27 protein-coding genes and 1 pseudogene are annotated in these 25,572 nt (G+C 73.3%); 10 read left to right on the forward strand and 18 right to left on the reverse strand.

Translation table 11 applies throughout. The features are described 5' to 3' along the window. Nucleotides 1-12 precede the first annotated feature (12 nt). From ACZ514_RS21715 to ACZ514_RS21735, 5 genes are all read right to left on the reverse strand, one after another. Nucleotides 13-810 (reverse strand): SDR family oxidoreductase, encoded by a 798-nt coding sequence (locus ACZ514_RS21715; RefSeq protein ID WP_468694228.1) that lies wholly within the window; start codon nucleotides 808-810, stop codon nucleotides 13-15. A 27-nt stretch (nucleotides 811-837) separates the two neighbouring features. After that, entirely contained in the window at nucleotides 838-1,599 is a 762-nt protein-coding gene (gene fabG, locus ACZ514_RS21720) for a 3-oxoacyl-ACP reductase FabG (RefSeq protein WP_469125418.1), read from the reverse strand. A gap of 137 nt (nucleotides 1,600-1,736) precedes the next feature. After that, nucleotides 1,737-2,120: a DUF3037 domain-containing protein gene (locus tag ACZ514_RS21725; RefSeq protein ID WP_468165465.1), complete on the reverse strand. Its 384-nt coding sequence runs from the start codon at nucleotides 2,118-2,120 to the stop codon at nucleotides 1,737-1,739. Beyond that, the gene (locus ACZ514_RS21730) at nucleotides 2,117-2,962 is read right to left on the reverse strand and encodes a HipA family kinase (protein WP_388945800.1); all 846 of its coding nucleotides are present in this window, start codon (nucleotides 2,960-2,962) and stop codon (nucleotides 2,117-2,119) included. The genes ACZ514_RS21725 and ACZ514_RS21730 overlap by 4 nt, the downstream gene beginning before the upstream one ends. Nucleotides 2,963-3,260: 298 nt before the next feature. Then, on the reverse strand, nucleotides 3,261-3,722 hold the full coding sequence (locus tag ACZ514_RS21735) for an Hsp20/alpha crystallin family protein (protein ID WP_468165461.1): 462 nt from the start codon (nucleotides 3,720-3,722) through the stop codon (nucleotides 3,261-3,263). 143 nt (nucleotides 3,723-3,865) lie between these two features. On the opposite strand from ACZ514_RS21735, the pseudogene ACZ514_RS21740 reads away from it, so the two are divergent. Beyond that, nucleotides 3,866-4,016 (forward strand): annotated as a pseudogene (locus ACZ514_RS21740) (SpoIIE family protein phosphatase); the annotation flags it as partial. Between the two features lie 102 nt (nucleotides 4,017-4,118). Here ACZ514_RS21740 and ACZ514_RS21745 read toward each other — a convergent pair. After that, complete coding sequence (locus ACZ514_RS21745; protein WP_468165459.1) at nucleotides 4,119-4,364, reverse strand: hypothetical protein; 246 nt, start codon at nucleotides 4,362-4,364, stop codon at nucleotides 4,119-4,121. Nucleotides 4,365-4,668: 304 nt separating this feature from the next. On the opposite strand from ACZ514_RS21745, the gene ACZ514_RS21750 reads away from it, so the two are divergent. Next, nucleotides 4,669-5,094: an STAS domain-containing protein gene (locus ACZ514_RS21750; protein ID WP_468694220.1), complete on the forward strand. Its 426-nt coding sequence runs from the start codon at nucleotides 4,669-4,671 to the stop codon at nucleotides 5,092-5,094. Nucleotides 5,095-5,567: 473 nt separating this feature from the next. On the opposite strand, the gene ACZ514_RS21755 is transcribed toward ACZ514_RS21750, so the two are convergent. The 3 genes from ACZ514_RS21755 to ACZ514_RS21765 form a co-directional block, all read right to left on the reverse strand. Further along, a complete protein-coding gene (locus ACZ514_RS21755) occupies nucleotides 5,568-6,803 on the reverse strand; it encodes a PP2C family protein-serine/threonine phosphatase (protein WP_469125419.1) in 1,236 nt (411 codons plus the stop codon). Between the two features lie 167 nt (nucleotides 6,804-6,970). Continuing rightward, nucleotides 6,971-7,381 carry a J domain-containing protein gene (locus ACZ514_RS21760; RefSeq protein WP_468165450.1) on the reverse strand — a complete coding sequence of 137 codons (411 nt, stop codon included), beginning with the start codon at nucleotides 7,379-7,381 and terminating at the stop codon, nucleotides 6,971-6,973. A gap of 80 nt (nucleotides 7,382-7,461) precedes the next feature. Beyond that, entirely contained in the window at nucleotides 7,462-8,109 is a 648-nt protein-coding gene (locus ACZ514_RS21765) for a cysteine hydrolase family protein (RefSeq protein WP_468165448.1), read from the reverse strand. Between the two features lie 76 nt (nucleotides 8,110-8,185). Between ACZ514_RS21765 and ACZ514_RS21770 the strand changes: the two genes are divergently transcribed. Then, on the forward strand, nucleotides 8,186-8,659 hold the full coding sequence (locus ACZ514_RS21770; protein WP_468165446.1) for a pyridoxamine 5'-phosphate oxidase family protein: 474 nt from the start codon (nucleotides 8,186-8,188) through the stop codon (nucleotides 8,657-8,659). A 7-nt stretch (nucleotides 8,660-8,666) separates the two neighbouring features. Here the strand turns inward: ACZ514_RS21770 and ACZ514_RS21775 are convergent, their stop codons facing one another. Further along, complete coding sequence (locus ACZ514_RS21775; RefSeq protein WP_468165444.1) at nucleotides 8,667-9,566, reverse strand: LysR substrate-binding domain-containing protein; 900 nt, start codon at nucleotides 9,564-9,566, stop codon at nucleotides 8,667-8,669. A 74-nt stretch (nucleotides 9,567-9,640) separates the two neighbouring features. Here ACZ514_RS21775 and ACZ514_RS21780 point away from each other — a divergent pair, with 74 nt between their 5' ends. Next, nucleotides 9,641-10,618 carry a DMT family transporter gene (locus ACZ514_RS21780; protein ID WP_469125420.1) on the forward strand — a complete coding sequence of 326 codons (978 nt, stop codon included), beginning with the start codon at nucleotides 9,641-9,643 and terminating at the stop codon, nucleotides 10,616-10,618. A 32-nt stretch (nucleotides 10,619-10,650) separates the two neighbouring features. Here the strand turns inward: ACZ514_RS21780 and ACZ514_RS21785 are convergent, their stop codons facing one another. Both ACZ514_RS21785 and ACZ514_RS21790 read right to left on the reverse strand, forming a co-directional pair. Further along, nucleotides 10,651-11,283, reverse strand: a complete 633-nt coding sequence (locus tag ACZ514_RS21785; RefSeq protein WP_469125421.1) for a GNAT family N-acetyltransferase — start codon at nucleotides 11,281-11,283, stop codon at nucleotides 10,651-10,653. Nucleotides 11,284-11,379: 96 nt separating this feature from the next. After that, on the reverse strand, nucleotides 11,380-12,711 hold the full coding sequence (locus ACZ514_RS21790) for an aminotransferase class I/II-fold pyridoxal phosphate-dependent enzyme (RefSeq protein WP_468165437.1): 1,332 nt from the start codon (nucleotides 12,709-12,711) through the stop codon (nucleotides 11,380-11,382). A 37-nt stretch (nucleotides 12,712-12,748) separates the two neighbouring features. On the opposite strand from ACZ514_RS21790, the gene ACZ514_RS21795 reads away from it, so the two are divergent. After that, nucleotides 12,749-13,414: a pyridoxamine 5'-phosphate oxidase family protein gene (locus ACZ514_RS21795; RefSeq protein WP_469125422.1), complete on the forward strand. Its 666-nt coding sequence runs from the start codon at nucleotides 12,749-12,751 to the stop codon at nucleotides 13,412-13,414. Here the strand turns inward: ACZ514_RS21795 and ACZ514_RS21800 are convergent. Both ACZ514_RS21800 and ACZ514_RS21805 read right to left on the reverse strand, forming a co-directional pair. Continuing rightward, complete coding sequence (locus tag ACZ514_RS21800) at nucleotides 13,396-14,382, reverse strand: DMT family transporter (protein ID WP_468165433.1); 987 nt, start codon at nucleotides 14,380-14,382, stop codon at nucleotides 13,396-13,398. The genes ACZ514_RS21795 and ACZ514_RS21800 overlap by 19 nt on opposite strands. 281 nt (nucleotides 14,383-14,663) lie before the next feature. After that, nucleotides 14,664-15,626 carry an EamA family transporter gene (locus ACZ514_RS21805; protein ID WP_468165431.1) on the reverse strand — a complete coding sequence of 321 codons (963 nt, stop codon included), beginning with the start codon at nucleotides 15,624-15,626 and terminating at the stop codon, nucleotides 14,664-14,666. 171 nt (nucleotides 15,627-15,797) lie between these two features. On the opposite strand from ACZ514_RS21805, the gene ACZ514_RS21810 reads away from it, so the two are divergent. After that, nucleotides 15,798-16,226, forward strand: a complete 429-nt coding sequence (locus ACZ514_RS21810) for a type II toxin-antitoxin system Rv0910 family toxin (RefSeq protein ID WP_468165429.1) — start codon at nucleotides 15,798-15,800, stop codon at nucleotides 16,224-16,226. 79 nt (nucleotides 16,227-16,305) lie between these two features. On the opposite strand, the gene ACZ514_RS21815 is transcribed toward ACZ514_RS21810, so the two are convergent. Next, nucleotides 16,306-16,920: a PadR family transcriptional regulator gene (locus ACZ514_RS21815; RefSeq protein ID WP_468165427.1), complete on the reverse strand. Its 615-nt coding sequence runs from the start codon at nucleotides 16,918-16,920 to the stop codon at nucleotides 16,306-16,308. Between the two features lie 208 nt (nucleotides 16,921-17,128). Here ACZ514_RS21815 and ACZ514_RS21820 point away from each other — a divergent pair, with 208 nt between their 5' ends. Continuing rightward, nucleotides 17,129-17,545: a hypothetical protein gene (locus ACZ514_RS21820; protein ID WP_469125423.1), complete on the forward strand. Its 417-nt coding sequence runs from the start codon at nucleotides 17,129-17,131 to the stop codon at nucleotides 17,543-17,545. Nucleotides 17,546-17,652: 107 nt separating this feature from the next. Then, a complete protein-coding gene (locus tag ACZ514_RS21825) occupies nucleotides 17,653-18,480 on the forward strand; it encodes a PhzF family phenazine biosynthesis protein (RefSeq protein ID WP_469125424.1) in 828 nt (275 codons plus the stop codon). A 31-nt stretch (nucleotides 18,481-18,511) separates the two neighbouring features. On the opposite strand, the gene ACZ514_RS21830 is transcribed toward ACZ514_RS21825, so the two are convergent. Further along, the gene (locus ACZ514_RS21830; protein WP_469125425.1) at nucleotides 18,512-19,309 is read right to left on the reverse strand and encodes a CPBP family intramembrane glutamic endopeptidase; all 798 of its coding nucleotides are present in this window, start codon (nucleotides 19,307-19,309) and stop codon (nucleotides 18,512-18,514) included. A 114-nt stretch (nucleotides 19,310-19,423) separates the two neighbouring features. Beyond that, entirely contained in the window at nucleotides 19,424-20,959 is a 1,536-nt protein-coding gene (locus ACZ514_RS21835; protein WP_468165419.1) for a glutamate-cysteine ligase family protein, read from the reverse strand. Nucleotides 20,960-21,452: 493 nt separating this feature from the next. Between ACZ514_RS21835 and ACZ514_RS21840 the strand changes: the two genes are divergently transcribed. Both ACZ514_RS21840 and ACZ514_RS21845 read left to right on the forward strand, forming a co-directional pair. Further along, the gene (locus ACZ514_RS21840) at nucleotides 21,453-22,073 is read left to right on the forward strand and encodes a hypothetical protein (protein ID WP_468165417.1); all 621 of its coding nucleotides are present in this window, start codon (nucleotides 21,453-21,455) and stop codon (nucleotides 22,071-22,073) included. A gap of 260 nt (nucleotides 22,074-22,333) precedes the next feature. Beyond that, a complete protein-coding gene (locus ACZ514_RS21845; protein WP_030236602.1) occupies nucleotides 22,334-22,522 on the forward strand; it encodes a DUF5999 family protein in 189 nt (62 codons plus the stop codon). A gap of 142 nt (nucleotides 22,523-22,664) precedes the next feature. On the opposite strand, the gene gcvP is transcribed toward ACZ514_RS21845, so the two are convergent. Continuing rightward, entirely contained in the window at nucleotides 22,665-25,550 is a 2,886-nt protein-coding gene (gene gcvP / locus ACZ514_RS21850) for an aminomethyl-transferring glycine dehydrogenase (RefSeq protein ID WP_468165415.1), read from the reverse strand. Between the last annotated feature and the right edge of the window lie 22 nt (nucleotides 25,551-25,572).

The following is a 25,572-nucleotide window of genomic DNA, read 5'->3' on the forward strand; positions in this document are numbered from 1 at the left end:
TCCGGATATCGGTCAATGGACCCCGGCATTGAGGAACATTCCCCCGTCGACGACGAGCGTTTGCCCTGTGATCCATTCCGCTTGTGCAGATGTCAGGAACGCGGCGGCCCCGCCGATGTCCTCGGGGACCCCGAGCCGGCCGAGCGGGTAGGCGGCCGCCGCCTCCTGCTCCCGGCCCTCGTAGAGCGCCTGCGCGAACTTCGTCCTGACCACCGCCGGGGCGATGGCGTTGACCCGCACGCCCGGCGCCATCTCGTGCGCCAGCTGGAGGGTCAGGTTGATCATCGCGGCCTTGCTCATCCCGTACGCGCCGATGAAGGGCGAGGCCGAGACGCCGGCGATGGAGGCGATGTTCACGATGGCCCCGCCGTGGTCCTTCTGCCAGGCGTGCCAGGTCCGCTGGGCGAAGCCCAGCGCGGAGATCACATTGGTCTCGAAGACCTTGCGCGCCACCCCGAGGTCGAGGTCCGCGATCGGCCCGAAGACCGGGTTGGTGCCCGCGTTGTTCACCAGGAAGTCGACGCGGCCGAAGACCTCCATCGCACGCTCGACGGCGAGGGCCTGGTGGGTCTCATCGTGCGCCTTTCCGGCCACTCCGATCACCCGGTCCGCACCCAGCCGCTCCGCGGCCTCCTTGAGCGCGTCCTCGTTGCGCCCGGTGATCACGACCCGGTCGCCCCGGGCGACCAGGGCCTCGGCGATGCCGTATCCGATGCCCCGGCTCGCGCCGGTGACCAGGGCCACCTTGCCGCTGTCGGCGCGGCCGGTGTCCCCGCCGCCGTTGCCGTTGTCCATGCCGTTGTCCGTCATGACGTACGCCCGCCTCTCGTGAAACCGTCAGTTGAGCGGGCCGCCGGCCACGTACAGGACCTGGCCGGAGACGAAGCCCGCGTCCTCGCCCGTGAAGAAGGCGATGGCGCCCGCGATGTCCTCGGGACGGCCCACGCGCTGCACCGGGATCTGGGAGGCGGCGGCCAGCTGGAACTCCTCGAAGCCCATGCCGACGCGGGCGGCGGTCTGCGCCGTCATCTCGGTCACGATGAAGCCCGGGGCGACGGCGTTGGCGGTGATGCCGAACTTGCCGAGCTCGATCGCCAGCGTCTTGGTGAAGCCCTGGAGACCCGCCTTGGCGGCGGCGTAGTTGGCCTGGCCGCGGTTGCCGAGCGCCGAGCTGCTGGAGAGGTTCACCACACGGCCGAACTTCGCCTCCACCATGTACTTCTGACAGGCCCTCGCCATCAGGAACGCGCCGCGCAGGTGCACGTTCATGACGGTGTCCCAGTCGGTGTCGCTCATCTTGAAGAGCAGGTTGTCGCGGAGCACGCCGGCGTTGTTGACGAGGATCGTCGGGGCGCCGAGCGTGCCGGCGACCCGCTCGACGGCCGCCTCCACCTGGGCGGCGTCGGAGACGTCGCAGCCGACCGCCAGGGCCTTGCCGCCGGCCGCCGTGATCGCCTCGACGGTGTCCTTGCAGGCCGTCTCGTCCAGGTCGAGTACGGCGACCGCACGGCCTTCGGCCGCCAGACGGACGGCGGTGGCCGCGCCGATGCCCCGGGCCGCCCCGGTCACGATCGCGACGCGCTGCTCGGTGGTGGACATGCTGGTTCTCCTCGCCCTTGAGAGACGGCCGCCCGAAGGTGAGCAACCGCTTAGTAGCTTCAGCTGAGGAGACGCTAGGAGCCCTGGCACCCCGTGTCAACGGCCCCCCGCGGCAGCGGCGCGGGCCCGTCCCGGAATCAGCGGACCAGCAGGTCCAGCAGCCGTTCCAGCTCGGCGGCGGGATCGGCGGTCAGGCCGGTGTGCACCGGCCCCGGCTGCACCACCGTGCTGCGGGGGGCGATCAGCCACCGGAACCGGCGCCCCGGGTCGTCGCCCGCCGCCTGGCCGGCGGCCTCGCCGCCTGCGCACAGCCCCTCGACCCCGCGCAGCGCGGCCCGTACGCCGGCCACGTCGGCGCCGGGGTCCAGCGCGAGGAGTTTCGCCTCGTCGAGGTGGGTGCGCGCGGCGACGTAGGAGTGCGCCCGGCAGTAGACGATCACACCGGCGTTGAAGCACTCACCGCGCTCCATCCGGGGTACCACGCGCACCAGCGCGTATTCGAACACGTCCCGCTTGGTCACTCGTCGCCGCTCTTCTGCTTGTTCTGGTCCGACTGGGGAGGGAGGCGCTCGGCGAGCCAGCCCGGCGGACCGGACCGCTGCCTGACCTCCGCCTCCATGGTGATCCTCTCGTGGATCGTCGCCGCGCGCGGCAGCAGCGCCTCCACGTAGGCGCGGCGCACCGCGTCGGTGGAGTCGAAGCCGGGTTCGTCCACCAGCCACTCGTCGGGGACGTCGGCGGTGACCTCGGTGAGCAGCTCCTCGGTGACCAGCGGGGCCAGCTCGGCGGCGGCCGCCGCGATGTCCGGCCCGACGGGGGCCAGGACGTGGTCGGAGGCGTTGTACGGCTTGGCGGCGGCGGCCTGGGCGGTGGGCCAGTTGTGGTGCCAGATCATCGTGGCGCCGTGGTCGATGAGCCACAGGTCCCCGTGCCAGACCAGCATGTTCGGATTGCGCCAGGACCGGTCGACGTTGTTGATCAGCGCGTCGAACCAGACGACGCGCCCCGCCTCGACCGGGTCGGCCCGGTACGCGAGGGGGTCGAAGCCGATCGAGCCGGGCAGGTAGTCCATGCCGAGGTTGAGCCCGCCGCTGGCCTTGAGCAGTTCCTGGACCTCCTGGTCGGGCTCGGCGAGCCCGATGACGGGGTCGAGCTGCATCTGCACCAGGCGCGGGACGCGCAGCCCCAGCCGCTGGGCGAGGCGCCCGCAGACGACTTCGGCGACCAGGGTCTTGCGCCCCTGGCCGGCTCCGGTGAATTTCATGACGTACGTACCGAGATCGTCGGCCTCGACGATCCCCGGGAGCGAGCCGCCCTCGCGCAAGGGCGTGACGTAGCGGGTCGCGATCACTTCTGTGAGCATTTTCCCAGGCTAGCGGGCGGACGCGCTTCATGATTCAAGGTTTTCCGCGGGTGACCCGGCGACCCCCGGTCCGCCCGGGGCCGGGAGCCACGGCCGCCGCCCACCAGGCATACGGGCCCGGCGCACGTTCACGGGCAAGGCCCGCCCGAGGGGCGGAACGTCCGCGTCGTGGCCGTCGGTGGGCGTCGCGCCGAAGAGTCACGTTCGAGGACCGGGCGGCTCCCCCGACGCACCGGCCCGCGGGGAGCCTCCGGCCGGTCCAGGACGGGCGCGCCGCCGGGCCGGGCCCGGTCCCGGCTCAGCGGCCGGCGATCTCGATGCGGCGGGACTTGCCGCCGCCCGCCCGCCGGGGGATCCGCACGGTGAGCACGCCGTGGGACAGGTCGGCACTGATGCGGTCGGCGTCCGCGTCGGCCGGCAGGCTCATCCGGTAGTCGAACTGCCCCACCCTGCGGGTCTGCCGGCGCACGACGCCGGTGCGTTCCCTCTCCTTGGTCTCGCCGTGGACGGCCAGCTCCCCGCCCAGCACCTCCACGGTCACCTCGTCCACGCGCAGGCCGGGCAGGTCGAGTTCGAGGACGTAGGCGTCGTCGGTTTCCTCGATGTCGTCCGCGGGCTGCCACGCCGCGTCCCGTACCAGCCCGCCGCCTCCCGGAACGGCCGAAGCCCACAGCTGCCCCATCCGCTCGTAGAGGTCCTCGAACTCGCGCCACAGCTTTCGCCGCGCCGTCGGTTCTTCACGGTGAAGAGACAGCGGCATCTCTCTCACCCTCTCTTCTCTCTCCGTGCGCCCATGCGCACGTACCCCCCTGTTCTGCCTGGCTTCTCGCCGCGCGACGACGTGCGCAAACCCGGTGACGTCCAGCCCGGAGGCCGGTTGGATTCCCGCGGCACCGGAAACGGTCCGGGGCCCGCGTCGCCCTCGTCCGCGGTGACGTCGTCGGCCACGGGATCCACGCTTCCGCCGCCCTGGGGCGGCTGCACACGGCGGTGCGCACCCTGGCCGAGGTCGACCTGCCCCCGGGCGAACCGCTGACCGGCCTCGACGGCCTGATCCGGGAGGAGGCGCGGCAGGGCGCGGGGGCCGCCGTGGTCGGCGGCGACGAGAGGCGCCGCGGGGGACGAAGAGGGCCGGAGGACCGGAGCGCGGCCACGTTCAGACCGCCGCGGACTCCCTTCCCGCCGTGGCCGCCGGAGGTGCGCTGTTCGCCACCGTGCTGCGGAAGGCGGCCATGCAGCGGGCGCAGTAGCGCTCCGCCGTCCCCTCCGACATGAGCGCGGCGACCGTCGACCCCGGCGGCAGCGAGTAGCCGCAGAGGGTCGTCGTGGCCTGCCCCTTGGCGAGGACGTGCCACAGCATCTCCGATCGCTCCGGGGCGAACTCGGCTCGCATTTCGTACATGGGCCGTTCCCTTCCTGCCGTGGTGGCCGCGTCAACCGGCCGTCCCTGCCCATGAGAGCCCCCCTGCTCCAAAGAGGCCAACGGGGTGGGCCATCGGGGCGAATTCGGCCGTCCGCGGGTTTGCCGGTCTCCGCCGGGCTCCGGGGCCCGTCCCGTGCCCGGACGGCACACCGGCCTGCCGCGCACACGCCAGGACCGCCTCCCCCGGGCGCGCCTGGTGTCCAGGCCGGCTCCCGCACCGGGAGGATGGACCCTGCCAGACGCATCAGTCCGGGCAGAGCACCTGGCAGCAGGAGGAACGGCCATGGAGACCACCTTCGAGACGGTGATCCAGCATGCCGCGCGGACGGTCATGGTCGCCGCCGTCGGGGAACTGGACGCGGCCGCTGGACCTTCCCTCCGCCGCGTGCCCGGCGCTGTGCCGCCGGGGACGGCCGTCGTCCTGATCGACGTCCACGGGGTGCCGTTCATGGACTCCTCCGGCCTGCTGCTCCTCCTGGACCTGCACCGGCGCCTGGAGTTCGCCGGCCTGCGCGTCCTGGTGGTGGGGTGGCAGCCGCAGCCGCAGCGCCTCATGAGCCGCGTCGCCGGTCTCCCGGCGGGCGGCGAGGGGCCCTGTGCCCCGCGGCAGGGCGCCCTCCTCGGTTTCCGCCGCATGATCCGGCAGCGTGCCGAACACCAACGGGCCGCCGCCGGCCGCACGGCGCTGCCCACGCCGCCCCTCGGGTAGACAGCTCGTCGTCCCGGAACGGGGCCGTTCACGGACGGACGTCGAGAACACGTCGGGCGGGACGGGTCGGCTGCGGGAGCAGGCGGCTGCCCCGACGGCGACCGCGGGCGGCCAGTGACTGCCGATGGCCGAGGAGGAGGAAGGTCCTCTCCCGCAGGACCGGCGGGTTCTCTTACCGCACCGGCCTGCCGGGCACGGTCAACCCCGACCGGTGCGAGGCCGACCTCAGGCGCCCGGCAGCGCGTCCGGCTCCCGGCCCTCCACCTCGTAGACCTTCGTCCAGGTACGGCCGCACCGGCAGTGGTAGGTCTCGACCAGATCACCGACGGCAGACACGTTCATACCGTCCTTCACGCGGACGTGTACGTGTTGATCCATGGCGGTACCTGCTGTTCTGTCGCGTTCGATCCGCTCAGTCTGGGAGCAGCCGGTGCAGCGCGCAACGGCCTGTCCGACTGGCGGACAAGATCACCTCAGGTGCCCGGCACCGCTGCGGAGGGGTCCTGGTGGCCGTGCCACTCGCACAGCAGGACGGTGGCGTCGTCGCCGAGCCGGCCGTCGTGGTGCAGGAGGACGGCCCGGACCAGCCGGCGCAGGGTTTCCGGGACGGGCAGGGCGGCCGCCTGCTGGTGGATGATGAATTCGACGAAGCGATCGAGCCCGAATTCACGCCCCGCCCGGTCGCGCGCCTCGATGATGCCGTCGGTGTAGAGCACGAGGCGGTCACCGGGTTCCAGGTGTTCGCGGTGGACGTGCGCGGCCAGGGCCAGATTGGTGCCCAGGGGGTGGCTCGGCGGGCGTTCCAGCGTGCTGGTCCAGCGGCCGTCGCGGATGAGGATCGGGGCGGGGTGCCCGCAGTTGATCCAGGACAGCAGCCCCCCGTTGAGGTCGAGGTCGGCCAGGATGGCGGTGGCGTACCGGTCGCTGGCGAACTGCTCCATCAGCATGGCCTCGATGCCGTCGCGGGCTTCGCTCAGGCCGGCGCCCTGGCGGCGCTGGTTGCGGCAGGTGGCCATGGCGAGGTTCGCCGTGAGGCCGGCGGCCGTGTCGTGGCCCATGGCGTCGAACACGGCGAGGTGGGCGACATCGGCGGCCAGCGCGTAGTCGAAGGCGTCGCCGGCCGTCGCGTAGGCGGGTTCCATCGCCGCGGCGATCGTCACCCGGGGGCTCGCGAACGTACGCGGGGGCATCAGCGTCCACTGCATCTCCGCCGAGACCGACATCGGCTCCAGGCGGGTGAGCCGGGCGTAGGAGTCGCTGTGCGAGCGGCTGCTCACCAGCATCATGCCGACGAGCGAGGCGAGGTCCTGCATGGCGTCCAGCGCGTCGCGGTCGGCCTCCCCGCGCGTGGTGACGGTGAGGACACCCAGTCGCTCGGTGCCGTCCAGGAGCGGCAGCCAGTGCTGCGGAGCGGTCTCGTCGCCGCCGGCGAGATGCCGGAGGCTTTGGAAGGCCCGCCCGGCCAGGGTGCCGTCCACCCGGAGCGTCTCTCCGCCGTGGCCGGCGTCGAGCCCCTGGCCGGTGACCTGACGGAGCATGTCCTCGCGCAGGTCACAGACGTACATGCGCACCCGCTCGAAGCCGGCCCGCGAGGCGAGCCGCGCGACCAGGGCGGGCAGCTGCTCGAAGGTGGTCAGGTGGCTTGCCCGGAGCAGACCGGCGAGCAGGAGGCTGTAGGAGTGGGGCACTGACCCTCCGGCGATCGACATGGCGAGCCCCTCTTCCCCATCATCACCGCCACGGAGCCAATGGGCGAACAGAACGGCTGCCCTCGTCGCCGGTGTCCTCTCGCTGACACGACGCAGCCGACGCCTGGCGAAACGGGGCGATGCGCGGCGGTGGCGGGCGACGAGTCGCAGGAAGGGGCGGGGCGGGGCTACACGCCGTAGAACAGCCAGGCCACGAGGCGGTCGAACGGGTCCTCGTACGGCCGCGGGAATTCCGGGAACACGGCCGGACGAGGGCTCGCCGCGATGTGCGGCCGCGTCCCTTCCGCCGTGTCCGCCGTGCGCCTCACCCGCACGGGAACGCGTACCGGACGGCCGGCGGCATACGGCTGCTGACGGCGTTCGGCGTCGTAGGCGGACCGGCGCAGCGGATCGCGCAGGGTCCGGTAGGCGTCGATGACCTCGGTCAGTTCGGCGGCGGCCGTCGGCCCGCCCGGGCGGGCGTCCGGGTGCAGGACGCGGATCAGCGCGCGGTAGGCGCTGGTGATCTCCTCGGGCGACGCCTCCGCGGGGAGCCCGAGGACGGCGTAATGATCGCGCGAGGCGCGAGATCCGCCCATCGTCCTCACCTCCGGAACAGCCGGAGCGGCCCCTCTTCACCCGTGATAAAGCCCGCTGCGGATGTTGTCAAGGATGCCGGTCAGCCGCTTTCGAGCCCCGCCGGACCGGCCCGGTCAGCGGGCGGCGCCCACCGCGCGAGGAGGGCCGCGGCCGTGGTGATGGAAGCCACGAGCGCGAGGGAGTTGCGGATCACCTCGGCGGTGCAGGACGCGGGAACCCCGGCGATGGCGTCGGACGGGACCACGACCCGGTAGCCATGGTTCACGGCGTCGAACACGGTGTTCGGGACCGCGATGTTCGAGGAGACCCCGGTGACGACGAGGGTGCGGACGCCGAGGTTGCGGAGCAGGGCGTCCAGGTCGGTGCCGGCCATCGGGGAGAGTCCGTGCAGCCGGCGGACCACGAGGTCCTGCCCCGCGACGGTGATGGGCGCGGCGACCCGCACCGCGTCGCTGCCGGTCAACTGCTGTACCGGCAGTTTCGCGGCGGCCCGGAAGAGCCGCGCGTTGGCGTTGGCCCCGAGTCCGTCGGGCCGGCGCTCGGCGACCGCGTGCACCACCTGTACGCCCGCCCCGCGCGCGGCGTCGACGAGCGCGGCCACCCGGTCCAGCATCCCGGAGTCACGGGCCTCCCTGGCCAGTTCCGGCAGGGCGCTCGCCTCGCCCACGACACCGTTCTGGCACTCGACGGTGAGCAGCGCGGTGGTGGCTGGGTCGAGTTCCGGCATGACTCCCCCTGGTGCGGCGACGGAAGAGCACGCATGATTCCTGACACGTAGTCAGATGTGAAGGGGTGCGGGTCGGATGGACGAGACGGGCGCGCGGACGGCGCAGCGGCGGGGCCGGCGCATCATGATGAGCGACGAGGAGGTGGACGCGTTCCTGCGCGAGCAGCGCACCTGCCGCGTGGCCACGGTCTCCCCGGACGGGAGCCCGCACGTCGGCGCGCTGTGGTTCGCCTGGGACGGCACCTCGCTGTGGCTCTACTCGCTCACCCGCAGCCGCCGCTGGGCCGACCTGCGGGCCGACCCGCGGATGTCGGTGGTGGTCGACGCCGGCGAGGAGTACGGAGAGCTGCGCGGGGTCGAGCTGTCCGGCCGCGCCGTCTTCGTGGGGGAGGCGCCGCGCACGGGTGAGGCCTGCCCGGAGCTGCTGGAGCCGGAACGGATCTTCCCCGTCAAGAACTTCGGGATCGAGGAGATGCCGCACGACGGCCGGCACGCCTGGATCCGGCTCACGCCGCGATCGGTGGTGTCCTGGGACTTCCGGAAGATCTGAGCCGCGCCTACACGGCCGCGGCCGCTCCCCGGAGCGCGTCGACGGCGGCCCGGATGGAGGGCCTGCGGCCCGCGTCCGTCCGCCAGACGACGTACACGTGGCGGCGGACGCTGTCGCTCACCGGCAGCAGCCGCACCCCCGGCGGCACGGGCCCGCGGCCGAGCCGGGGCGTCACGCACACGCCCAGCCCGGCTTCCACGAAGGCCAGCTGGGTGTGGTGCTCCTCGGCGATGTGCGCGATGCGCGGCTCGACCCCGATGCCGCGCAGGGTGAACACCAGCCACTCGTGGCAGAACTGGCCCTCGTTCCAGGAGATCCAGTCGTCGTCGGCGAAGTCGCCGAGGGAAATCGCGGCGCGGCCGGCCAGCGGGTGCCCCGCCGGGACCGCGATGTCGGCGGCGTCGTCCAGGAGGTGGGCGCGGGTCAGCTCGGCCGGCACCGGCATCCGCTTGTTGTGCCAGTCGATGGCGAGGGCCATGTCGAGGTCTCCCCGCACGACGGCCGCCATGCTCTCCTCGGGCTCCTGCTCCCGCACCAGCGCCCGCAGTTCGGGGTGGCCGGCCCGCAGGGCGGTCAGGGCCCGGGGCAGCAGCCCGCGCATGGCGGTGGGGAACGCCCCGATCCGCAACTCCCCCACGGCACAGCCCCGGCGGGCCTCCACATCGGCCTGCGCGAGTTCCACCTGGGAGATGATCCGGGCGGCGTGGTCCGCGAGCAGCCGGCCGGCGTCCGTGAGCCGGACTCCGCGCCCGTTCTTGGTGAGCAGCGGCTGGCCCACCTCCCGCTCCAGTTTGGCCATCTGCTGGGAGACCGCCGATGTGGTCACATGGAGGCCCCCGGCCGCGCCGCTGACCGAGCCGTGGCGGGCGAGGGCGTCGAGGGTGCGCAGGCGTTCCAGGTTCAACATGTAAGCGATGCTACGCCGTCGATCGAAGGAACTCTCGCTTGTTCTACGAGGTCGCGCACAGCAGAGTGATCCGCATGAGCGCACCGACCACCTCCCGCCCCACTCCCTCCGCCCCTTCCGCCCCCTCCGCCGCGCGGCCGTCCCGCCGGGGCCGCGGCCGTACCGCCCGCCTGGACTGGCGCCTGCGGTTCGCCCTGCTGTCGGTGGTGTGGGGCTTCAGCTTCCTCCTGATCAAGGTGGGCACCGAGGCGTTCGCGCCGTTCCAGGTCGCTCTCGGCCGGGTGTTCTTCGGCGCGCTCGCCCTCCTGGCGGTGCTGCTCGTACGCCGTGAGCCGCTGCCGCGCGGCCGGCGCACCTGGGGCCACCTGGCGGTCGCGGCGCTGCTGCTGAACACGGTCCCGTTCTCGCTCTTCGCCTACGCCGAGCAGAGCATCCCCTCCAGCCTCGCCGGCATCTGCAACGCCACTTCCCCGCTGTGGGGCATGGCGCTCTCGCTGGTGGCGCTGTCCGAGGACCGCCCCACGCGCCGCCGCTTCGCCGGGCTCGGCATCGGCTTCCTGGGCGTCCTGACGGTGCTCGGCGTCTGGCAGGGCTTCGCGGGGGTCGACGCCAAGGGCACCGCGCTGGCCCTGCTCGCCTCGCTCTGCTACCCGGTCGGCTGGATCTACGTACGCCGCACCCTGGCCGGCACCCCCGGCTCCCCGGTGGCGCTCACCGGGGCGCAGCTCCTGCTGTCCACCCTCCAGCTGGGAACCGTCAGCGCGCTCTTCACCACGGCTCCGGCCGGCTTCCCGCTGTGGCCGACCCTTGCGGTGGTGGCCCTGGGCGCCCTGGGCACGGGGATGGCCCTCCAGATGCAGTACGGGCTGGTGTCGGAGGTCGGCCCCACCACCGCTCAGATGGTCACGTACTTCATCCCGGTGATCGCCACCACCGCCGGCGTGCTGGTCCTCGGCGAGCAGCTGCACTGGAACACTCCGGCCGGCGCGGTGATCGTCCTGGCGGGCGCCGCCCTGACCCAGTCACGGGCGGCCTCCCGCGAGACCGCCTGAGCCGGAGTGCGGGCCGCGGCCCGCACTCCGGCTCAGGGCGCAACGGGCCGGTGGAGGAAGCCGGTCAGCGGTGCGAGGACCTGCCAGCCGAGCGCCTCGTAGAGCGCCCGGCCCGGGACGGTCGCGCCCAGGACGCCGGTCGTCACACCGTATTCGACGGCGGAGCCGGTGAGCGTGCTCATCACGAACGTCCCGAGGCCCCGGCGCTGGTGGGCCTCCTCGGTGACGATCTGGTCGAAGACGCAGGTGTCGCCCGTCAGGCCGATCCGGCCGCTCGCGGCGAGTTCCCCGTCGGCCGTCAGCACGCGCACGAGGACGACGTCGCCGACGGTCTCGGCGGCCGCCGTATAGCCATCGGGCGCGCGCACGACGGAGGGGCGCAGGTCGGCGGCCATCAGGAAACCGGGGTCGACCGGCTGCCAGGCGGACGAGAACCACGGCTCCATGACGTCCGGGGCCAGAAAGGCCTTGACGCAGACCGCCGGCCCGGTGATCGCGCCGACGAGCCGGCGGGCGGTCCCGGCGTCGCCGTCACGCAGGACGTGACGGACCGTCTCGGTCGGCCCCCCGACCTCGATGCTCAGCCCCCACGGCCGGTCCACCGGCTTCGGCGTCCCCCGCGAGACGGTCCATCCGTCGACCCACGAGCGTGCGATCTCCCACATCCCGAATCATCCCCCGTAATGACTGAAGCACCTGACGGGATATTACACACGCGCGTCAGGGCCACGCCCGTCGATCCCTCCGCCCCGCCGGCCGGCTCAGTCGAAGCGCCCCCCGGTCACCGGGCGGACCGCCGCCGCCACCGCGCCGGCCAGGCCGGCGACCTCCTCCGGGGCCAGCCCGGACACGGTGATCCGTACGCCGGGTCCCGCCTGGACGCGGTACCCGGCCCCGGGGCGCACCGCCCAGCCGGCCGCCAGCAGCCGGGTGACCGCCGTCGTCTCGTCGCCGACCGGCACCCACACGTTCAGCCCGCTCCGGCCGTGCGCCCGCACTCCCCGCTCCGCCAGCGCCGCGACCAGGCCGTCCCGGCGCAGCCCGTACGAGCCGGCCACGGCCCGGGGGTCCACGGCGCCGGAGGCCCACAGGTCCACCACCGCGTACTGGAGCAGCCGGCTCACCCAGCCCGGGCCCAGCCGCTGCCGCCCCCGGACCCGGTCCATCGTCACCGGGTCGCCCGTGAGCACCGCGAGCCGCAGGTCCGGCCCGTACGCCTTCGCCGTCGAGCGGATCAGCGCCCAGTGCCGGGTCACCCCGCCCAGCGGGCAGAGCGGCAGGTCGACGATCCCGTGGCCGTGGTCGTCCTCGATGAGCAGCACCTCGGGACGCCCGGCCAGCAGCTCCCTGAGCTCCGCCGCCCGGCCCGCGCCGACCGCGGCGCCGGTCGGGTTCTGCGCGCGGGCCGTCACCACCAGGGCCCTGACCCCCTCGGCCAGCGCCCCGGCCACCGCCTCCGGCAGCGGCCCCTCGTCGTCGACCGCCATCGGTACCACGCGGAGACCGAGCGCCGGGGCGAGGTCCAGCACGTTCCCCCAGCCCGGGTCCTCCACCGCCACCGCGTCCCCGGCCCGCAGGTGCGCGGCCAGTACGCGCTCGATGCCGTCCAGTGCCCCCGAGGTCACCGCCAGGGCCCCGGCCGGGACCCCGTCGGCGTCGAAGCCGGCGCGGGCCAGCCGGGCGAGGTCCGGGAGCACCGGGTCCTCCCCGTAGAGGGTCGGTGCCCGGGCGTACCGCCGGGCGGCGGCGGCCAGCGCCCCGTCCAGCGGGGGCAGCAGCGAGGGGTCGGGATTGCCCTGCGCGACATCCCGTACGCCCGGGGGCACCGGCATCCGCAGGGCGTCGCGCGGGGCGGTCGCCGGGCGGGCCCGGACCCGGCTGCCGCGCCGCCCGTCGGTCTCGATGACCCCGCGCTCGCGCAGCGTGCGGTAGGCGGCGGCCACGGTGTTGGGGTTCACCCCCAAGGCGGCCGCGAGTTCCCGCATCGGGGGCAGCAGCGCCCCCGGGGCGAGCGCGCCCGATCCGACGCCCGTTTCGACACTGGCCGCGATTTCCGATGCGCGGCGCCCACTGATCCGATACTCTCCTAGCACAAACGACATTATGCACTAGTACAACGGAGACCGCAGCATGAGCGCCACCACCGCCGCCTACGAGCCCACCGGCCGCACCCTCCCGAGCCGCGCGCGCCAGCGGGCGCGCTACGACCGCGAGACGGTGCACTCGATACTCGACCAGGCCTACGTGTGCCACCTCGGATTCGTCCGCGACGGCGCGCCGGTGGTCCTCCCGACGCTGTACGGCCGCGTGGACGAGACCCTGTACGTGCACGGCTCGACCGGCTCGCGTCCGCTGCTGGCCGCCGGCAAGGCCGACCCGGGCCTGCCGGTCTGCCTGACGGTGACGCACGTCGACGGGCTGGTCCTGGCCAGGTCCGCCTTCCACCACTCGATGAACTACCGCTCGGTGGTCGTGCACGGCACCGCCCACCAGGTCACCGACGAGGAGGAGCGCCGCATCGCGCTGGACGCCCTGGTCGACCAGGTCGTCCCCGGCCGCTCCGCGGACTCCCGGCCCGCCAACGCCAGGGAACTCGCGGCCACGGCCGTGATCCGGCTGGACCTCAACGAGGTGTCCGCGAAGGTGCGTACGGGCGGTCCGAACGACGACGCCGAGGACCTGGGCCTGCCGCACTGGGCGGGCGTGGTCCCGGTCGCGCCGGCGTACGGCACCCCCGTCCCGGCCGCCGACCTGGCCCCCGGCATCGCCGTCCCGGACTACGTCAGCGCGCTCTGAGGCTCCTGGGCGGGCCGGTCCCCCGGCCCGGCCCCGGCCCCGGGGCGCGCCCCGTCGGCGGGCCGGCGCGCCTCTGCCGCGATCAGCGCGCCCACGGCCGCCAGCAGCAGTACGGTGCCCAGCACCACCGCGCCGGTCAGCCGCTCCCCGAGCACCCCGACGGCGATCACTGCCGCGCTGACCGGCTCGATCAGCATGACCACCGACACCGTCGCGGCGCGCACCGCCGCAGCGCCGGTGAAGTACAGCGCGTACGCCAGGGCCGTCGGCACCACGGCGACGTAGGCCAGCAGCCAGAGCACCCGCGCCGGCTCGGCGGTGTGCGGCAGCAGCCCCTCCACCACCGCGAGCGGGAGCAGGCACACCGCGCCCACCGCCACCGACCACGCGGTGGTGACCAGCGGGTCCCCGCCCGCTCCGCGCCGCCCGAGCCACCGGGCCCGCAGTGTCATCCCCGCGTACCCGGCGGCCGACAGCAGCGCCCAGCCGACCCCGAGCGGCCGCACCTCACCGCCCCCGGAACCCAGCACCAGGACGGCGAGCCCCGCCAGGGCACCGCCGACGGCGGCCACCCCGCCCCGGCCCAGCCGCTCGCCCGTCCAGTACCGGCCGCCCAGCGCGATCAGCACGGGCCCCGCGCCGAGGGTGACCACGGTGCCGACGGCCAGACCGGTCTCCCGCACGGCCCCGAAGTAGGCGGCCTGGAACACGGTGAACATCAGCCCGGTCCCGATCAGCGAAGCCGGTGACGGCCGGACCGGCCGCGCCGCCCGCGCGGGCCGGCGTACGGCGAGCACCGCGAGCAGCACCGCCAGCCCGCCCGCGCAGCGCCAGAAGGACAGGGCGAGCGGACCGAGGTCACTGGCCAGGAAGAGGAGGGAGGCGGCGGCGCCGGCGGTGCCCCAGGCGGCTCCGGCGATGACGAGGTAGAGCAGGCTGCGCCCGGCGGCGGGCGAATGGTTCGACACGTGTTTCTCCGCGCATGCGTGAAGGACGGGGACGGAAGGCCATCGCTTCGCGGGCAGCGCGTACCGGCCCGGGAACTCCCCGGGCGGGTCTCTCGTTCTGGTGGCAGCCGCCCGCGCTAGGCGGCGGGAGGCGGAAGCACGGTCGAAGGCATGGTCAGCACCCTACGCCGTCGCCCGACGCGCGGACCAGCCCGGCCGGCGTCCGCGGGGCGTCGCCGACGGGCCCGGGGCCCGGCGCGCCGGCCCGCGTCGAGCCCGCGGGCCCGGCGCCCGAGGGGCTCCTACGCGCTCGTCGGCTCCCGGTCCGGCAGGGGCAGCGGCGCCTCGTGCGCGACGACCGGCGCCCGCCGCGAGGACTGCGCGATGAACGCGCCGCCGAGCACCAGCGCGCCGCCCAGGACCTGCGGCCCCGAGAGCCGCTCCCCGAGCAGCACCCAGGCCAGTACGGTCGCGACGACCGCCTCGAGACAGGCGACCACACCGGCGACCTGCGGCGACAGCCTGCGCACCGAGACCACGCCCGTCAGGTACGCGAAGACGGTGGCGACCAGCACCACCCAGCCCAGCAGCGCCAGTGCCGGTACCCGCAGGTCACCCATCGCGGCGTACCCGCCGAGCACCTGCCAGTCCATCCGCCAGGGCCGGGCGATCACGGTCATCACCAGGGCGCCGACGATCATGCCGTGCGCGATGACGCCCATCGGGTCCGGCGCGTCCTCCGCGTCGGCGCCCTGGTCCGCGAAGACGAAGTAGAAGGCCTGGCAGCAGGCCGCCGCGAGACCGAGCAGCACCCCGAACAGGTCCAGCCGCAGCCCCGCCCAGATCTCGACCACGCACGCCAGCCCGACGACGGCCACCGCCGCCCCGGCCGCGGCCGCCCGGGTCACCGGCTTGCGCTGCACGAAACGTATGTAGCCGAGCAGCAGGGCGGGGCCCAGGTACTCCAGCAGCAGGGCCACGCCCACCGGGATCCGCGACAGGGAGGCGAAGTAGAAGGCCTGGACGCCCGCGACGGCGACCAGCCCGAAGCCGGCCAGCAGCAGGGGCTTGCGCCGCACCAGGGAGCGGTGCCGCCAGGCCAGCGGGGACAGCACCAGCGCCGCCCCGGCCACCCTGAGCCACACCATGTGCAGCGGGTCGAGACCCGCCTCGATCAGCGGCTTCGCCGCGACACCGGAACCGCCGAACGCACATGCCGACACGAGGGCCAGGCCCAGTCCGGCGTTCTTCCCTGACGCTTGCATCGGCCCATCATGGCAGGGCAGGACAGGAGCGTCACGCGCGAGACGCCTGTTGAGACACACCCGAGACGCGGCCCGCCGGGCCCGCCGGAACCTGACGGGCCGTCAGGCTTGTATGTTCCGCACCCCGGGGCTACCTTCCGCCGCACGTACCCGACGAGAAGGGGTGGACGCATGGCTGAAGTCACCGCGGAATCACGCATCGAGGCGCCCGCCGCGAAGCTCTGGGCCCAGCTGACGGACTGGGACGCGTACGGGCAGTGGAGCATGACCCACACCGACTTCCCGAAGGGCGGCCCCGAGACGCTCGCGGTCGGCTCCACCTTCACCGAGAACATGAAGATGATGGGATTTCCCGCCGAGGTCCTGTGGACGGTCTCGGAGCTGGAGGAGCAGCGCGTCCTCGCGGTCACCGGCAAGGGCCCCATGGGCGTCGCCGTACTCACCCGCTACACCCTGACCGCCGACGGCGCGGCCACCAGGGTCCGCATCGACGGCGAGTTCACGGGCGCCGCCGTTTCACTGATGGCGGGCAGGCTCAAGGACTCCGCGACGGCCGCACTGAACGAGTCGCTGCGCAAGCTGGCCGCCCTGGTCGCCTGACCCCGACGAACGCGGGGGCGCGCCCCGCGTGCACCACGCGGAGCGTGCCCCCTCGGGTCCCGGCCGGGACCCGTACGGATCAGTGCTCGTCGGCCAGGATCAGGTACAGCTTCCTGCGGGCGTCGTTGACGACCGCGAGGGCCTTCTCCCGCTGCTCGGGCGACCCGGTCTTGAAGACCTGGCCGAAGGCCTCCATCAGGCCGCCGGCGGCGGTGCGGACCTGGTGCATCGCCTCGAAGTCGGGGCCGCGGCCGGCGTCCGCCCAGGGGGCCTCAGGCCCCGACCCGGCCTCGGTCCGGCCGGTTTCGGTGAGCGTGAACAGCTTCTTGCCGCCCTCGCTCACGCTGGTGATCAACCCCTCGTCCTCGAGCAGTTGCAGGGTCGGGTAGACCGAGCCCGGACTGGGCTTCCACGCCCCGCCGCTGCGCTCGCCGATCTCCCGGATCATCTCGTAGCCGTGCATCGGCCGGTCGGCGAGCAGCGCCAGGATCGAGGCGCGCACGTCGCCCCGCCTGGCCCGCCCGCGCGGCCCGCCGCGTCCGCCCCGCCCGCCGAAGGGCCCGCCGCCGAAGGGCGGCCCGAACGGGCCGAAGGCGGCGCGCAGCCCCCTGAACTCCTCCCGACGGTCCGGCCCGCAGTGGCCGTGACCCCGTCCGTGGTCGTGTCCGTGGTCGTGGTGTCCGTGTGAACGCATCACTGCGCTCCTTTCGTCATCGCTGCCATGTCCGTCATGCCAGTCGTCGTGTCGACTCCTCCACTATCACTGATCCATCGCGATGCGTCAACGATATATCGGAACCTGTCGCCGACACTCGCCCCGTCCGGCCGCCCGCCCCACTGGTTGACCGCCGCGGTGGGGTCCCGGCGAAGCGTGAGCGAGAGGTGCCTGGCAGCCTGGTGGCATGGACGACTTCACCGAGCAGGGGCTTCGCGACGCGGTCGCCGCGGCCGGATCGCCGGCCTGGTCGGTGAGGGCCGCCGCGGGGCGGCGTCTGGCGGCAGCCCCGCAGATCGAGGGCGTCGCCGGTGTCCTGCACCGTCTGTTGCTGGACGCCCAGGACACCGGGGTGACGTCGGACACCGCGGCGGCCCTCTTGGCCCGGAGAGATCCGGCCGGCCTGCGTGCGGTGCTCGCTGCCCGTGCGGTGGCCTCTGATCAGGGAACCGCCGATCAGCTCGCCGCCGAACTGGACGGTGACCCGCGCTGGGCGACCGGACAGGACGGGGCCGGGATGATCGCGCACCTTCGGACGCTGGCAGCGGACGCAGACCCCGGCGTCCGCAGCGAAGCCCGGTTGCGACTCACACGCCTGCGCTGATCGCGGAAGGCACCGGTCAGCCCTTCAGCGGGACAGGACACCCGACCAGTCCAGTCACCGCGCATTGGCCTTTGTCCGCGATCGCGGGACCCCCCTACGGTCGGCCCATGCGCATTCGAATCGTCGACGCCTTCACCGACCGTCCCTTCGGGGGGAACCCCGCCGGGGTCCTGCTCCTCGACGGCGGCTTCCCGCCGGACAGCTGGCTCCAGCGGGTCGCCGCCGAGGTGAACCTCTCCGAGACCGCCTTCGCCCGCCCCCTGCCGCCCGGCGGCGACGCCGACTGGGCGCTGCGCTGGTTCACCCCGGCGGCCGAGGTCGACATGTGCGGCCACGCGACCCTGGCGGCCGCGCACGTCATCGCCGCCGCCGGCCTCGCCCGGGGTCCGGTCCGTTTCAGCGCGCGCTGCGGGATCCTCACGGCGGAGGTCGCCGCGGACGGCACGGTCACTCTGGACTTCCCGACCTCGTCCCTGACCCCGCTCGCACCGGTCCCCGAGGTGGACCGGGCCCTCGGCGCCGAGGCGAAGTCGGTCCACGACACCGCCGAGCACATCGGCGACCTGCTGGTGGAGCTGGCCGACGAGCGCACCGTACGCGAACTCGCGCCCGACCACGCGGCCCTGCGCGCCTACGCGCGCCGCGGGGTGATCGTCACCGCACCGGCCGAGGACCCCTCCCGCGGCTACGACTTCGTCTCGCGCGGGTTCTTCCCCGCCGTCGGCGTCGACGAGGACCCGGTGACGGGCAGCGCCCACACCGCCCTCGCCCCGTTCTGGGCGGCACGCCTGGGCCGCACCGAGATGACCGGCCTCCAGGGCGGGGCCCGCACGGGCCTGGTGCGGGTGCGGCTCGCGGGTGACCGCACGCTCCTGACGGGGCGCGCCGTCACCGTGATCGACGGCGAACTCCTCACCGCCCCCGAAGCCGGCTAGGGCGGGTCAGGCAGGATCCGCACGAGACGGCCTACGGCGTCGGCAACCAGCCCACCTTGCCCGCGAGCAGCGCGTACCCGCCGAAGGCGACGACGTCGAGCAGGGCGTGCGCGACGACCAGCGGGCCGACCCGGCCCCAGCGCCGGTAGGCGAGGACGAAGACGACGCCCATCACCATGTTGCCGATGAACCCGCCGATGCCCTGGTAGAGGTGGTACGAGCCGCGCAGCACCGAGCTGGCGAGCAGCGCGGCCGTCGGCGACCAGCCGAGCCGGTCGAGCCGGCGCAGCAGGTACGCCAGCACGATGACCTCCTCCACCACGGAGTTCTGCACCGCGGAGAGGATCAGCACCGGGAACTTCCACCACACCTCGGGCAGGGCCTCCGGCACCACCGTCAGGTTGAGGCCGGAGGCCCGGGCCGCCAGGTAGAAGGCCAGCCCGGCGCTGCCGATGACGGCGGCGACGAGCGCGCCCCGGGCCAGATCCGGGCCGGGGCGGGTGCGGTCGAAGCCGAGCGCCCTGAGCCCGGGCGCGCCCTCGCGGGTCAGCAGGTGCGCGACGAGCAGCACGGGCACCAGCGCCGTCCCGATCCCGAACAGCTGCCAGGCCAGGTCCAGCCAGGGCCGTCCGGGCGCGTAGGAGCCGTTGAGGGTGGCCGCCTGGTCCTTGAGCCCGCCCGGTTTCGTCAGCGAACCCACGAAGCTGATCAGCGCCGAGACCCCGCTCGCGCCCAGCGACAGCGCGAGCACGAGCAGGGTCTCGTGGCGCAGGACCCGGCGCCCGTCCTCGCGCAGTTCCACGACCACCGGCTCCGGCTCGACCCGCACGCCTGACTCCCGTCCCGTTCCGACCACCACCCCATACTGCCTCCTCGGGGGCTGGCGGGGGCCGGCGGGAGGGAGGCAGCGGCGGGCGGACGGGGCGGGCCGCGGGCCGGCCGGTCAGCGGCGGACCGCGGCCGTGGCGTCCACCTCCTGCTCCTCCAGGCCCACGGGCCAGGTGTGCACGGGGTCCCCCTTGTGCATCAGCTCGCTGTAGCGCCGGGTGGTGGCCGCCAGGGCCGCGTCGCGTTCCAGGCCGCCCGCGAGCGCGCGGTGGTACGTGTCCACCTGCCAGGTCGCCCCGTTGACCCGGCGCCGGCACCGCTCCTCGATGATCCCCAGGTAGAGGTCCCGGTCGGCGGGCTCGATGCCCCAGGCGTCCAGCCCGGCCGCGGCCATCGGCAGCAGCTCGTCCAGCACCAGCCGCACCGCGGGTACGCTCACCAGTCCGCCGGCCCGGCCGCGGCGCGGCCAGCGGATCCGGGCGTCGATCCCGTACCGGCAGGCGGCGTCGAAGTTGGCCTCCGCCTCCGCGAAGGACATCCGGGTCCACACGGGGCGCTGCTCGTCCGCGAGGGTCCGTACGAGCCCGTAGTAGAAGGCGGCGTTGGCGACGACGTCGGCGACGGTGGGCCCGGCGGGCAGGACCCGGTTCTCCACCCTCAGGTGCGGAACCCCGTCGGCGACGCCGTAGACGGGCCGGTTCCACCGGTAGACCGTGCCGTTGTGCAGCACCAGTTCCTGGAGGCTCGGCACCCCGCCCTCGGCGAGCACCCGCAGCGGTTCCTCCTCGTCGCAGATCGGCAGCAGGGAGGGGAAGTAGCGGACGTTCTCGGCGAAGAGCTCGTACACCGAGTCCACCCAGCGCTCCCCGAACCAGGTCCTTGGCCGTACCCCCTGTGCCTGGAGCTCGGGCGGCCGGGTGTCCGTGGCCTGCGTGAACAGCGGCGGGCGCGACTCGCGCCACAGTTCCCGGCCGAACAGGAACGGCGAGTTGGCCCCCACCGCTATCTGTACGGCGGTCACCGCCTGCGCCGCGTTCCACACGTCGGCGAAGCGGGCCGGGGTGACCTGGAGGTGCAGCTGCACGGAGGTGCAGGCGGCTTCCGGCACGATGGACCCGGTGCTCCAGGTCAGCCGCTCGACGCCGTCGATGTCGAGCCGGAAGTCCTCTCCCCGCATCATCAGGATCTGCTCGTTGAGCAGGGAGTAGCGGTCCACCGCCGAGAGGTTGGCCAGGGCCAGGTCCGCGCGGGAGATCGTGGGCAGGATCCCGATCATCACGACGCCCGCGTCGATCTCCACGGCCTGGCGGTGGGCGTAGTTCAGTCCGGCGCTCAGTTCCTCGGCGAGCTGGTCGAATACCCGCGCTTCGAGCCGGTGCGGGAGTACGTTCACCTCCAGGTTGAACATTCCGAGTTCCGTCTGGAAATCGGGGCTCGCAATCCGCTCCAGCACCTGCGCATTCACCATGCGCGGCATACCGTCGGAACCGGCGAGATTCAGTTCTATCTCCAGCCCCATCATGTTCTTGGGACGATCGAACCTCTTCTCCGCCAGAAGCCGCTCCAGCCCCTCCAGGCACTCGTGAAGCTTCCTCCGATACCGATGCCGATCGGACAGGTCGAATCCGCCTGCCACGACCTTCTCCCCCATCGAAGCGTCCCTCCTCGAGTGGCCGGGCCCAGTGCACCCGGGCGCGCGTTACGGTCGATGATGCCCAAGCCCCGTGATCCATAACGCGAGGGCGGGGGCTTGGCGGGGAGCGTGCGCCGGTATGGCCAGATGGGCGCTCCGGCACATTCGCCTGGCAACCCACCGGACGCAAATTCCCCCTGGGGTTTGCCGGTTGCGGATTACCGAAGCTTTCCAGCCGAGCGCCTTTCCGGTAACCTTCCAGGTCAGCGCGGTCTGTTCACGCGCAACCGGCATGAATACCATGACAGCGGGACCGGAAGACGCCTTGCCGGCAATAGGCGGGACGGCTAGCCGAAACACTGCGTGAACACATGTCGTATAAACTCCGCAAACGAGGCAGAGAGTGGGCGCGCGGCCATTGCCCCAAAGCCCACCTCTGACCCCAGAATGCGACAGCTCCGTCCGCACTTTCCCCCGTACCACCGGTCTCCCAAGTGAGAGGCGACCCACCATGCCGCTGCATGTCCCCCCGGCTCCCGCGCCCGCCCTGCGCAGCGTCCTCGCGGCACTCGGTTCCCCCACCGCCGTCCACGAGGCGCACACCCCCGCCCTGCGCTCGGTCCAGGGCCCGATGACCGCCGAACTCGCGCTTCCGGTCCACGTGCTCGACCGGCTGGGCGTGTCCGGCCACACGGCCGCCGGCCGCCCGCCCCGCACCCGGCTCACCGGCTGGCGGTTCCTGATCCGCAGCGGCGACCGCTTCATCGCGGCGGCCGACACCCGCCTGACCCCGGACGGCTGGGTCTTCTCCCATTTCTTCGAGGGCCCCTACGTCGCCGCCACCGAACGCGCCCTGCGCCAGGCGGAGTCGCTCGGCAAGGCCTACCAGCCCCGGCTGCTGTCCGTGCCCGAGCTGTACATGCTGACCCTGTGGCTGCACGGGGCGGTGGGCGCCGACGCCGCCGCCGGCCTCCCCGCCGCCGCCGACCTGCTGGTCCCGCTGGCCCCGGCGCCGCCCGGGATCGCCCCCTTCCGGCCGCATCCCGTTTCGGAGCTGCTGCCCGTACTGACCCACCGGCTGACCCGGGCGGCCCCGCCGGCCCCGCCCACCCTGGCGGCCCCGGCGGCTTGACCCGGGTGACCCATTCGGCCTAGTCCGCTCGGGCCAATGCGAACCACCCGAAATGACAGGGGAGTTGGCGTGAACCGCCCGCACGGGTGATGCGTCCTCATTCCAAGAGGACAGCTGCCGGGAAATACCTGCGAAGCAGCCGTCCTGGGGCAACACTGAGGACATCCTCCCCGCAGGTGCGGGGACGACCCAGGGGGACGGCCATGAACCACGCATCGAGCCGTAGCGAACAGACCACACCGCAGCGAAAGAACCCATCCATGTGCCAGCACCAGCCTGCCTGCCCGTCATCAGAATCCGCCGACCGGGAGGCCGCGCGCCCGGTGGCCAACCACCCGGAACAGGGCTGGAGCCTGCTGTGCAACGGCGTCCTGCTCTTCGAGGACACCGGTGAGCTGCTGCCGGACGGCCAGATCATCGCTCCGCACCGCCCGCTCGCGGTGGCCTAGCACGGGGCCTGACCGCGCGGCGAGGGACGCACGGACGAAGAACGGACGACGAGAAGAAGGGGCCGGTCCCCGGAGCCCCATGCTCCGGGGACCGGCCCCTTCACCGTGTCACCGACCCGTCAGCGACGGGACGGCCGCCGTGTCAGTGGTCGTACTCGTCCAGCGGCGGGCAGGAGCACACCAGGTTCCGGTCGCCGAAGGCGCCGTCGATCCGGCGCACCGGCGGCCAGTACTTCTCGGCGGCGGAGACGCCCCCGGGGAAGACGGCCTCGTCGCGGGTGTACGGGTGGTTCCACTCGCCGCCCAGCGCCGCGGCGGTGTGCGGGGCGTTGGCCAGCGGGTTGTCGTCCACCGGCCACTCACCGCCCGCGACCCGCTCGATCTCGGCACGGATGGCGATCATCGCGTCGCAGAAGCGGTCGATCTCGACGAGGTCCTCGGACTCCGTCGGCTCGATCATCAGCGTGCCGGCCACCGGGAAGGACATGGTCGGCGCGTGGAAACCGTAGTCGATCAGGCGCTTGGCGATGTCGTCGACGCTCACGCCCGTGGCCTTCGACAGCGGGCGGAGGTCGATGATGCACTCGTGCGCGACCAGGTCGCCCGGACCGGTGTAGAGCACCGGGTAGTGGTGCTCCAGGCGCTTGGCGATGTAGTTGGCGCCGAGCACCGCCACCTGGGTGGCGCGCTTGAGGCCCTCGCCGCCCATCAGGCGGACGTACGACCAGGAGATCGGCAGGATGCCCGCGGAACCCCACGGCGCGGCCGAGATCGGGCCGACGCCCGTCTCCGGGCCGGCGGCCGGCTGGAGCGGGTGGTTGGGCAGGTACGGGGCCAGGTGGGCCCGGACACCGACCGGGCCGACGCCCGGGCCGCCGCCGCCGTGCGGGATGCAGAAGGTCTTGTGCAGGTTCAGGTGCGAGACGTCACCGCCGAAGTGACCCGGCTTGGCGAGGCCCACCAGGGCGTTCAGGTTCGCGCCGTCCACGTACACCTGGCCGCCGGCCTCGTGCACCTGGGCGCAGATGTCGGCGACGTGCTCCTCGAACACACCGTGCGTCGACGGGTAGGTGATCATCAGCACGGAGAGCTCGTCACGGTACTGCTCGATCTTGGCGCGCAGGTCGTCCGCGTCCACCTCGCCGTCGTCGGCGGTCTTGACGACGACGACCTTCATGCCGGCCATCACGGCGCTGGCGGCGTTGGTGCCGTGCGCGGAGGACGGGATGAGACAGACGGTGCGCTGCTCGTCGCCGTTCGCGCGGTGGTACGCGCGGACCGCGAGCAGGCCGGCGAGCTCGCCCTGGGAGCCGGCGTTCGGCTGGATGGAGACCTTGTCGTAGCCGGTGACCTCGCAGAGACGTTCCTCCAGCTCGTTGATGAGCGTGAGGTACCCCTGGGCCTGCTCGACCGGGGCGAAGGGGTGCAGCTGGCCGAACTCGGGCCAGGTGACCGGCTCCATCTCGGTGGTCGCGTTGAGCTTCATGGTGCAGGAGCCCAGCGGGATCATGCCGCGGTCCAGCGCGTAGTCCTTGTCCGAGAGCTTGCGCAGGTAGCGCAGCATCGCGGTCTCGGAGCGGTGCTGGTGGAAGACGGGGTGCGTGAGGTACGCGTCCGAGCGCAGCAGGCCCTCGGGCAGCGCGTCGGCGGTGGTCCCGTCCAGGGCCTCGATGTCCGCGGTGACGCCGAAGGCGGCCCAGACGGCCTCGAGGTCGGCGCGGCGCGTGGTCTCGTCGCAGGCGACCGAGACGTGGTCGGCGTCGGCCTGGTACAGGTTGACCCCGCCCTCGCGGGCGGCGGCGACGACCTCGGCGGCCTTGCCGGGCACGCGGGCGGTGACGGTGTCGAAGAAGGAGCCGTGGACCAGCTCGACCCCGCCGGCCGTCAGGCCGGCGGCGAGGAGCGCGGCGTAGCGGTGGGTGCGGCGGGCGATCGTCTTCAGGCCGTCCGGGCCGTGGTAGACCGCGTACATCCCGGCCATGACGGCGAGCAGCACCTGCGCGGTGCAGATGTTGCTGGTGGCCTTCTCGCGGCGGATGTGCTGCTCGCGGGTCTGCAGGGCCAGGCGGTACGCCTTGTTGCCGTCCGCGTCCACGGAGACGCCGACGAGGCGGCCGGGCAGCGAGCGGGCGTGCTTGGCCTGGACGGCCATGTAGCCGGCGTGCGGGCCGCCGAAGCCCATCGGGACGCCGAAGCGCTGGGTGGTGCCGACGGCGATGTCCGCGCCCAGCTCGCCGGGGGAGGTCAGCAGCGTCAGGGCCAGCAGGTCGGCGGAGACGGTGACGATCGCGCCGAGCTCGTGCGCCTGGTCGATGACCGGCTTGATGTCACGGACGGCGCCGGAGGCGCCCGGGTACTGGAGCAGCACGCCGAAGACACCGCGCTCGGCGATCTCGGCCGGGATGCCCTCGGACAGGTCGGCGACGACGACCTCGACGCCCGTGGGCTCGGCGCGGGTCTCGATCACGGCGATGGTCTGGGGCAGCGCGTCGGCGTCGACGAGGAAGACGCCGTCCTTGACCTTGCCCACGCGGCGGGCCAGCGACATGGCCTCGGCGGCCGCGGTGCCCTCGTCGAGCAGGGAGGCGCCGGAGGTCGGCAGACCGGTCAGGTCGGCGACGAGGGTCTGGAAGTTCAGCAGCGCCTCGAGGCGGCCCTGCGAGATCTCCGGCTGGTACGGGGTGTAGGCCGTGTACCAGGCCGGGTTCTCCATGACGTTGCGCAGGATCACCGGCGGGGTGAAGGTCCCGTAGTAGCCGAGACCGATCATCGAGGAGAGCACCTGGTTGCGGTCGGCGAGCGAGCGCAGCTCGGCCAGCACCTCGGCTTCGGTGCGCGCGCCGGGCAGGTTCAGCGCCTCGGCGGTCTTGATCACATCCGGCACCGCGGCGGCGGTGAGCTCGTCGAGGGAGCCGTAGCCCACCTGGGCGAGCATCTTCGCCTGCGCTTCGGCGTCCGGGCCGATGTGACGCTGCTCGAAGGGGATGCCCCGCTCGAGCTGGGAGAGCGGAATGCGGTTGGCGGTCATAACGGAGGCCTCCTGGTCGTAT

This window comes from Streptomyces sp. NPDC034086 (genome assembly GCF_055575515.1).

Bases quoted from the DNA above. Each gene is read 5' to 3' on its own strand.
- ACZ514_RS21715 (WP_468694228.1), bottom strand. From the start codon at position 810: ATGACGGACAACGGCATGGACAACGGCAACGGCGGCGGGGACACCGGC.
- fabG (WP_469125418.1), bottom strand. From the start codon at position 1,599: ATGTCCACCACCGAGCAGCGCGTCGCGATCGTGACCGGGGCGGCCCGG.
- ACZ514_RS21730 (WP_388945800.1), bottom strand. From the start codon at position 2,962: ATGCTCACAGAAGTGATCGCGACCCGCTACGTCACGCCCTTGCGCGAG.
- ACZ514_RS21735 (WP_468165461.1), bottom strand. From the start codon at position 3,722: ATGCCGCTGTCTCTTCACCGTGAAGAACCGACGGCGCGGCGAAAGCTG.
- ACZ514_RS21745 (WP_468165459.1), bottom strand. From the start codon at position 4,364: ATGTACGAAATGCGAGCCGAGTTCGCCCCGGAGCGATCGGAGATGCTG.
- ACZ514_RS21750 (WP_468694220.1), top strand. From the start codon at position 4,669: ATGGAGACCACCTTCGAGACGGTGATCCAGCATGCCGCGCGGACGGTC.
- ACZ514_RS21755 (WP_469125419.1), bottom strand. From the start codon at position 6,803: ATGTCGATCGCCGGAGGGTCAGTGCCCCACTCCTACAGCCTCCTGCTC.
- ACZ514_RS21760 (WP_468165450.1), bottom strand. From the start codon at position 7,381: ATGGGCGGATCTCGCGCCTCGCGCGATCATTACGCCGTCCTCGGGCTC.
- ACZ514_RS21765 (WP_468165448.1), bottom strand. From the start codon at position 8,109: ATGCCGGAACTCGACCCAGCCACCACCGCGCTGCTCACCGTCGAGTGC.
- ACZ514_RS21770 (WP_468165446.1), top strand. From the start codon at position 8,186: ATGGACGAGACGGGCGCGCGGACGGCGCAGCGGCGGGGCCGGCGCATC.
- ACZ514_RS21775 (WP_468165444.1), bottom strand. From the start codon at position 9,566: ATGTTGAACCTGGAACGCCTGCGCACCCTCGACGCCCTCGCCCGCCAC.
- ACZ514_RS21780 (WP_469125420.1), top strand. From the start codon at position 9,641: ATGAGCGCACCGACCACCTCCCGCCCCACTCCCTCCGCCCCTTCCGCC.
- ACZ514_RS21785 (WP_469125421.1), bottom strand. From the start codon at position 11,283: ATGTGGGAGATCGCACGCTCGTGGGTCGACGGATGGACCGTCTCGCGG.
- ACZ514_RS21795 (WP_469125422.1), top strand. From the start codon at position 12,749: ATGAGCGCCACCACCGCCGCCTACGAGCCCACCGGCCGCACCCTCCCG.
- ACZ514_RS21805 (WP_468165431.1), bottom strand. From the start codon at position 15,626: ATGCAAGCGTCAGGGAAGAACGCCGGACTGGGCCTGGCCCTCGTGTCG.
- ACZ514_RS21810 (WP_468165429.1), top strand. From the start codon at position 15,798: ATGGCTGAAGTCACCGCGGAATCACGCATCGAGGCGCCCGCCGCGAAG.
- ACZ514_RS21815 (WP_468165427.1), bottom strand. From the start codon at position 16,920: ATGCGTTCACACGGACACCACGACCACGGACACGACCACGGACGGGGT.
- ACZ514_RS21820 (WP_469125423.1), top strand. From the start codon at position 17,129: ATGGACGACTTCACCGAGCAGGGGCTTCGCGACGCGGTCGCCGCGGCC.
- ACZ514_RS21825 (WP_469125424.1), top strand. From the start codon at position 17,653: ATGCGCATTCGAATCGTCGACGCCTTCACCGACCGTCCCTTCGGGGGG.
- ACZ514_RS21835 (WP_468165419.1), bottom strand. From the start codon at position 20,959: ATGGGGGAGAAGGTCGTGGCAGGCGGATTCGACCTGTCCGATCGGCAT.
- ACZ514_RS21840 (WP_468165417.1), top strand. From the start codon at position 21,453: ATGCCGCTGCATGTCCCCCCGGCTCCCGCGCCCGCCCTGCGCAGCGTC.
- ACZ514_RS21845 (WP_030236602.1), top strand. From the start codon at position 22,334: ATGTGCCAGCACCAGCCTGCCTGCCCGTCATCAGAATCCGCCGACCGG.
- gcvP (WP_468165415.1), bottom strand. From the start codon at position 25,550: ATGACCGCCAACCGCATTCCGCTCTCCCAGCTCGAGCGGGGCATCCCC.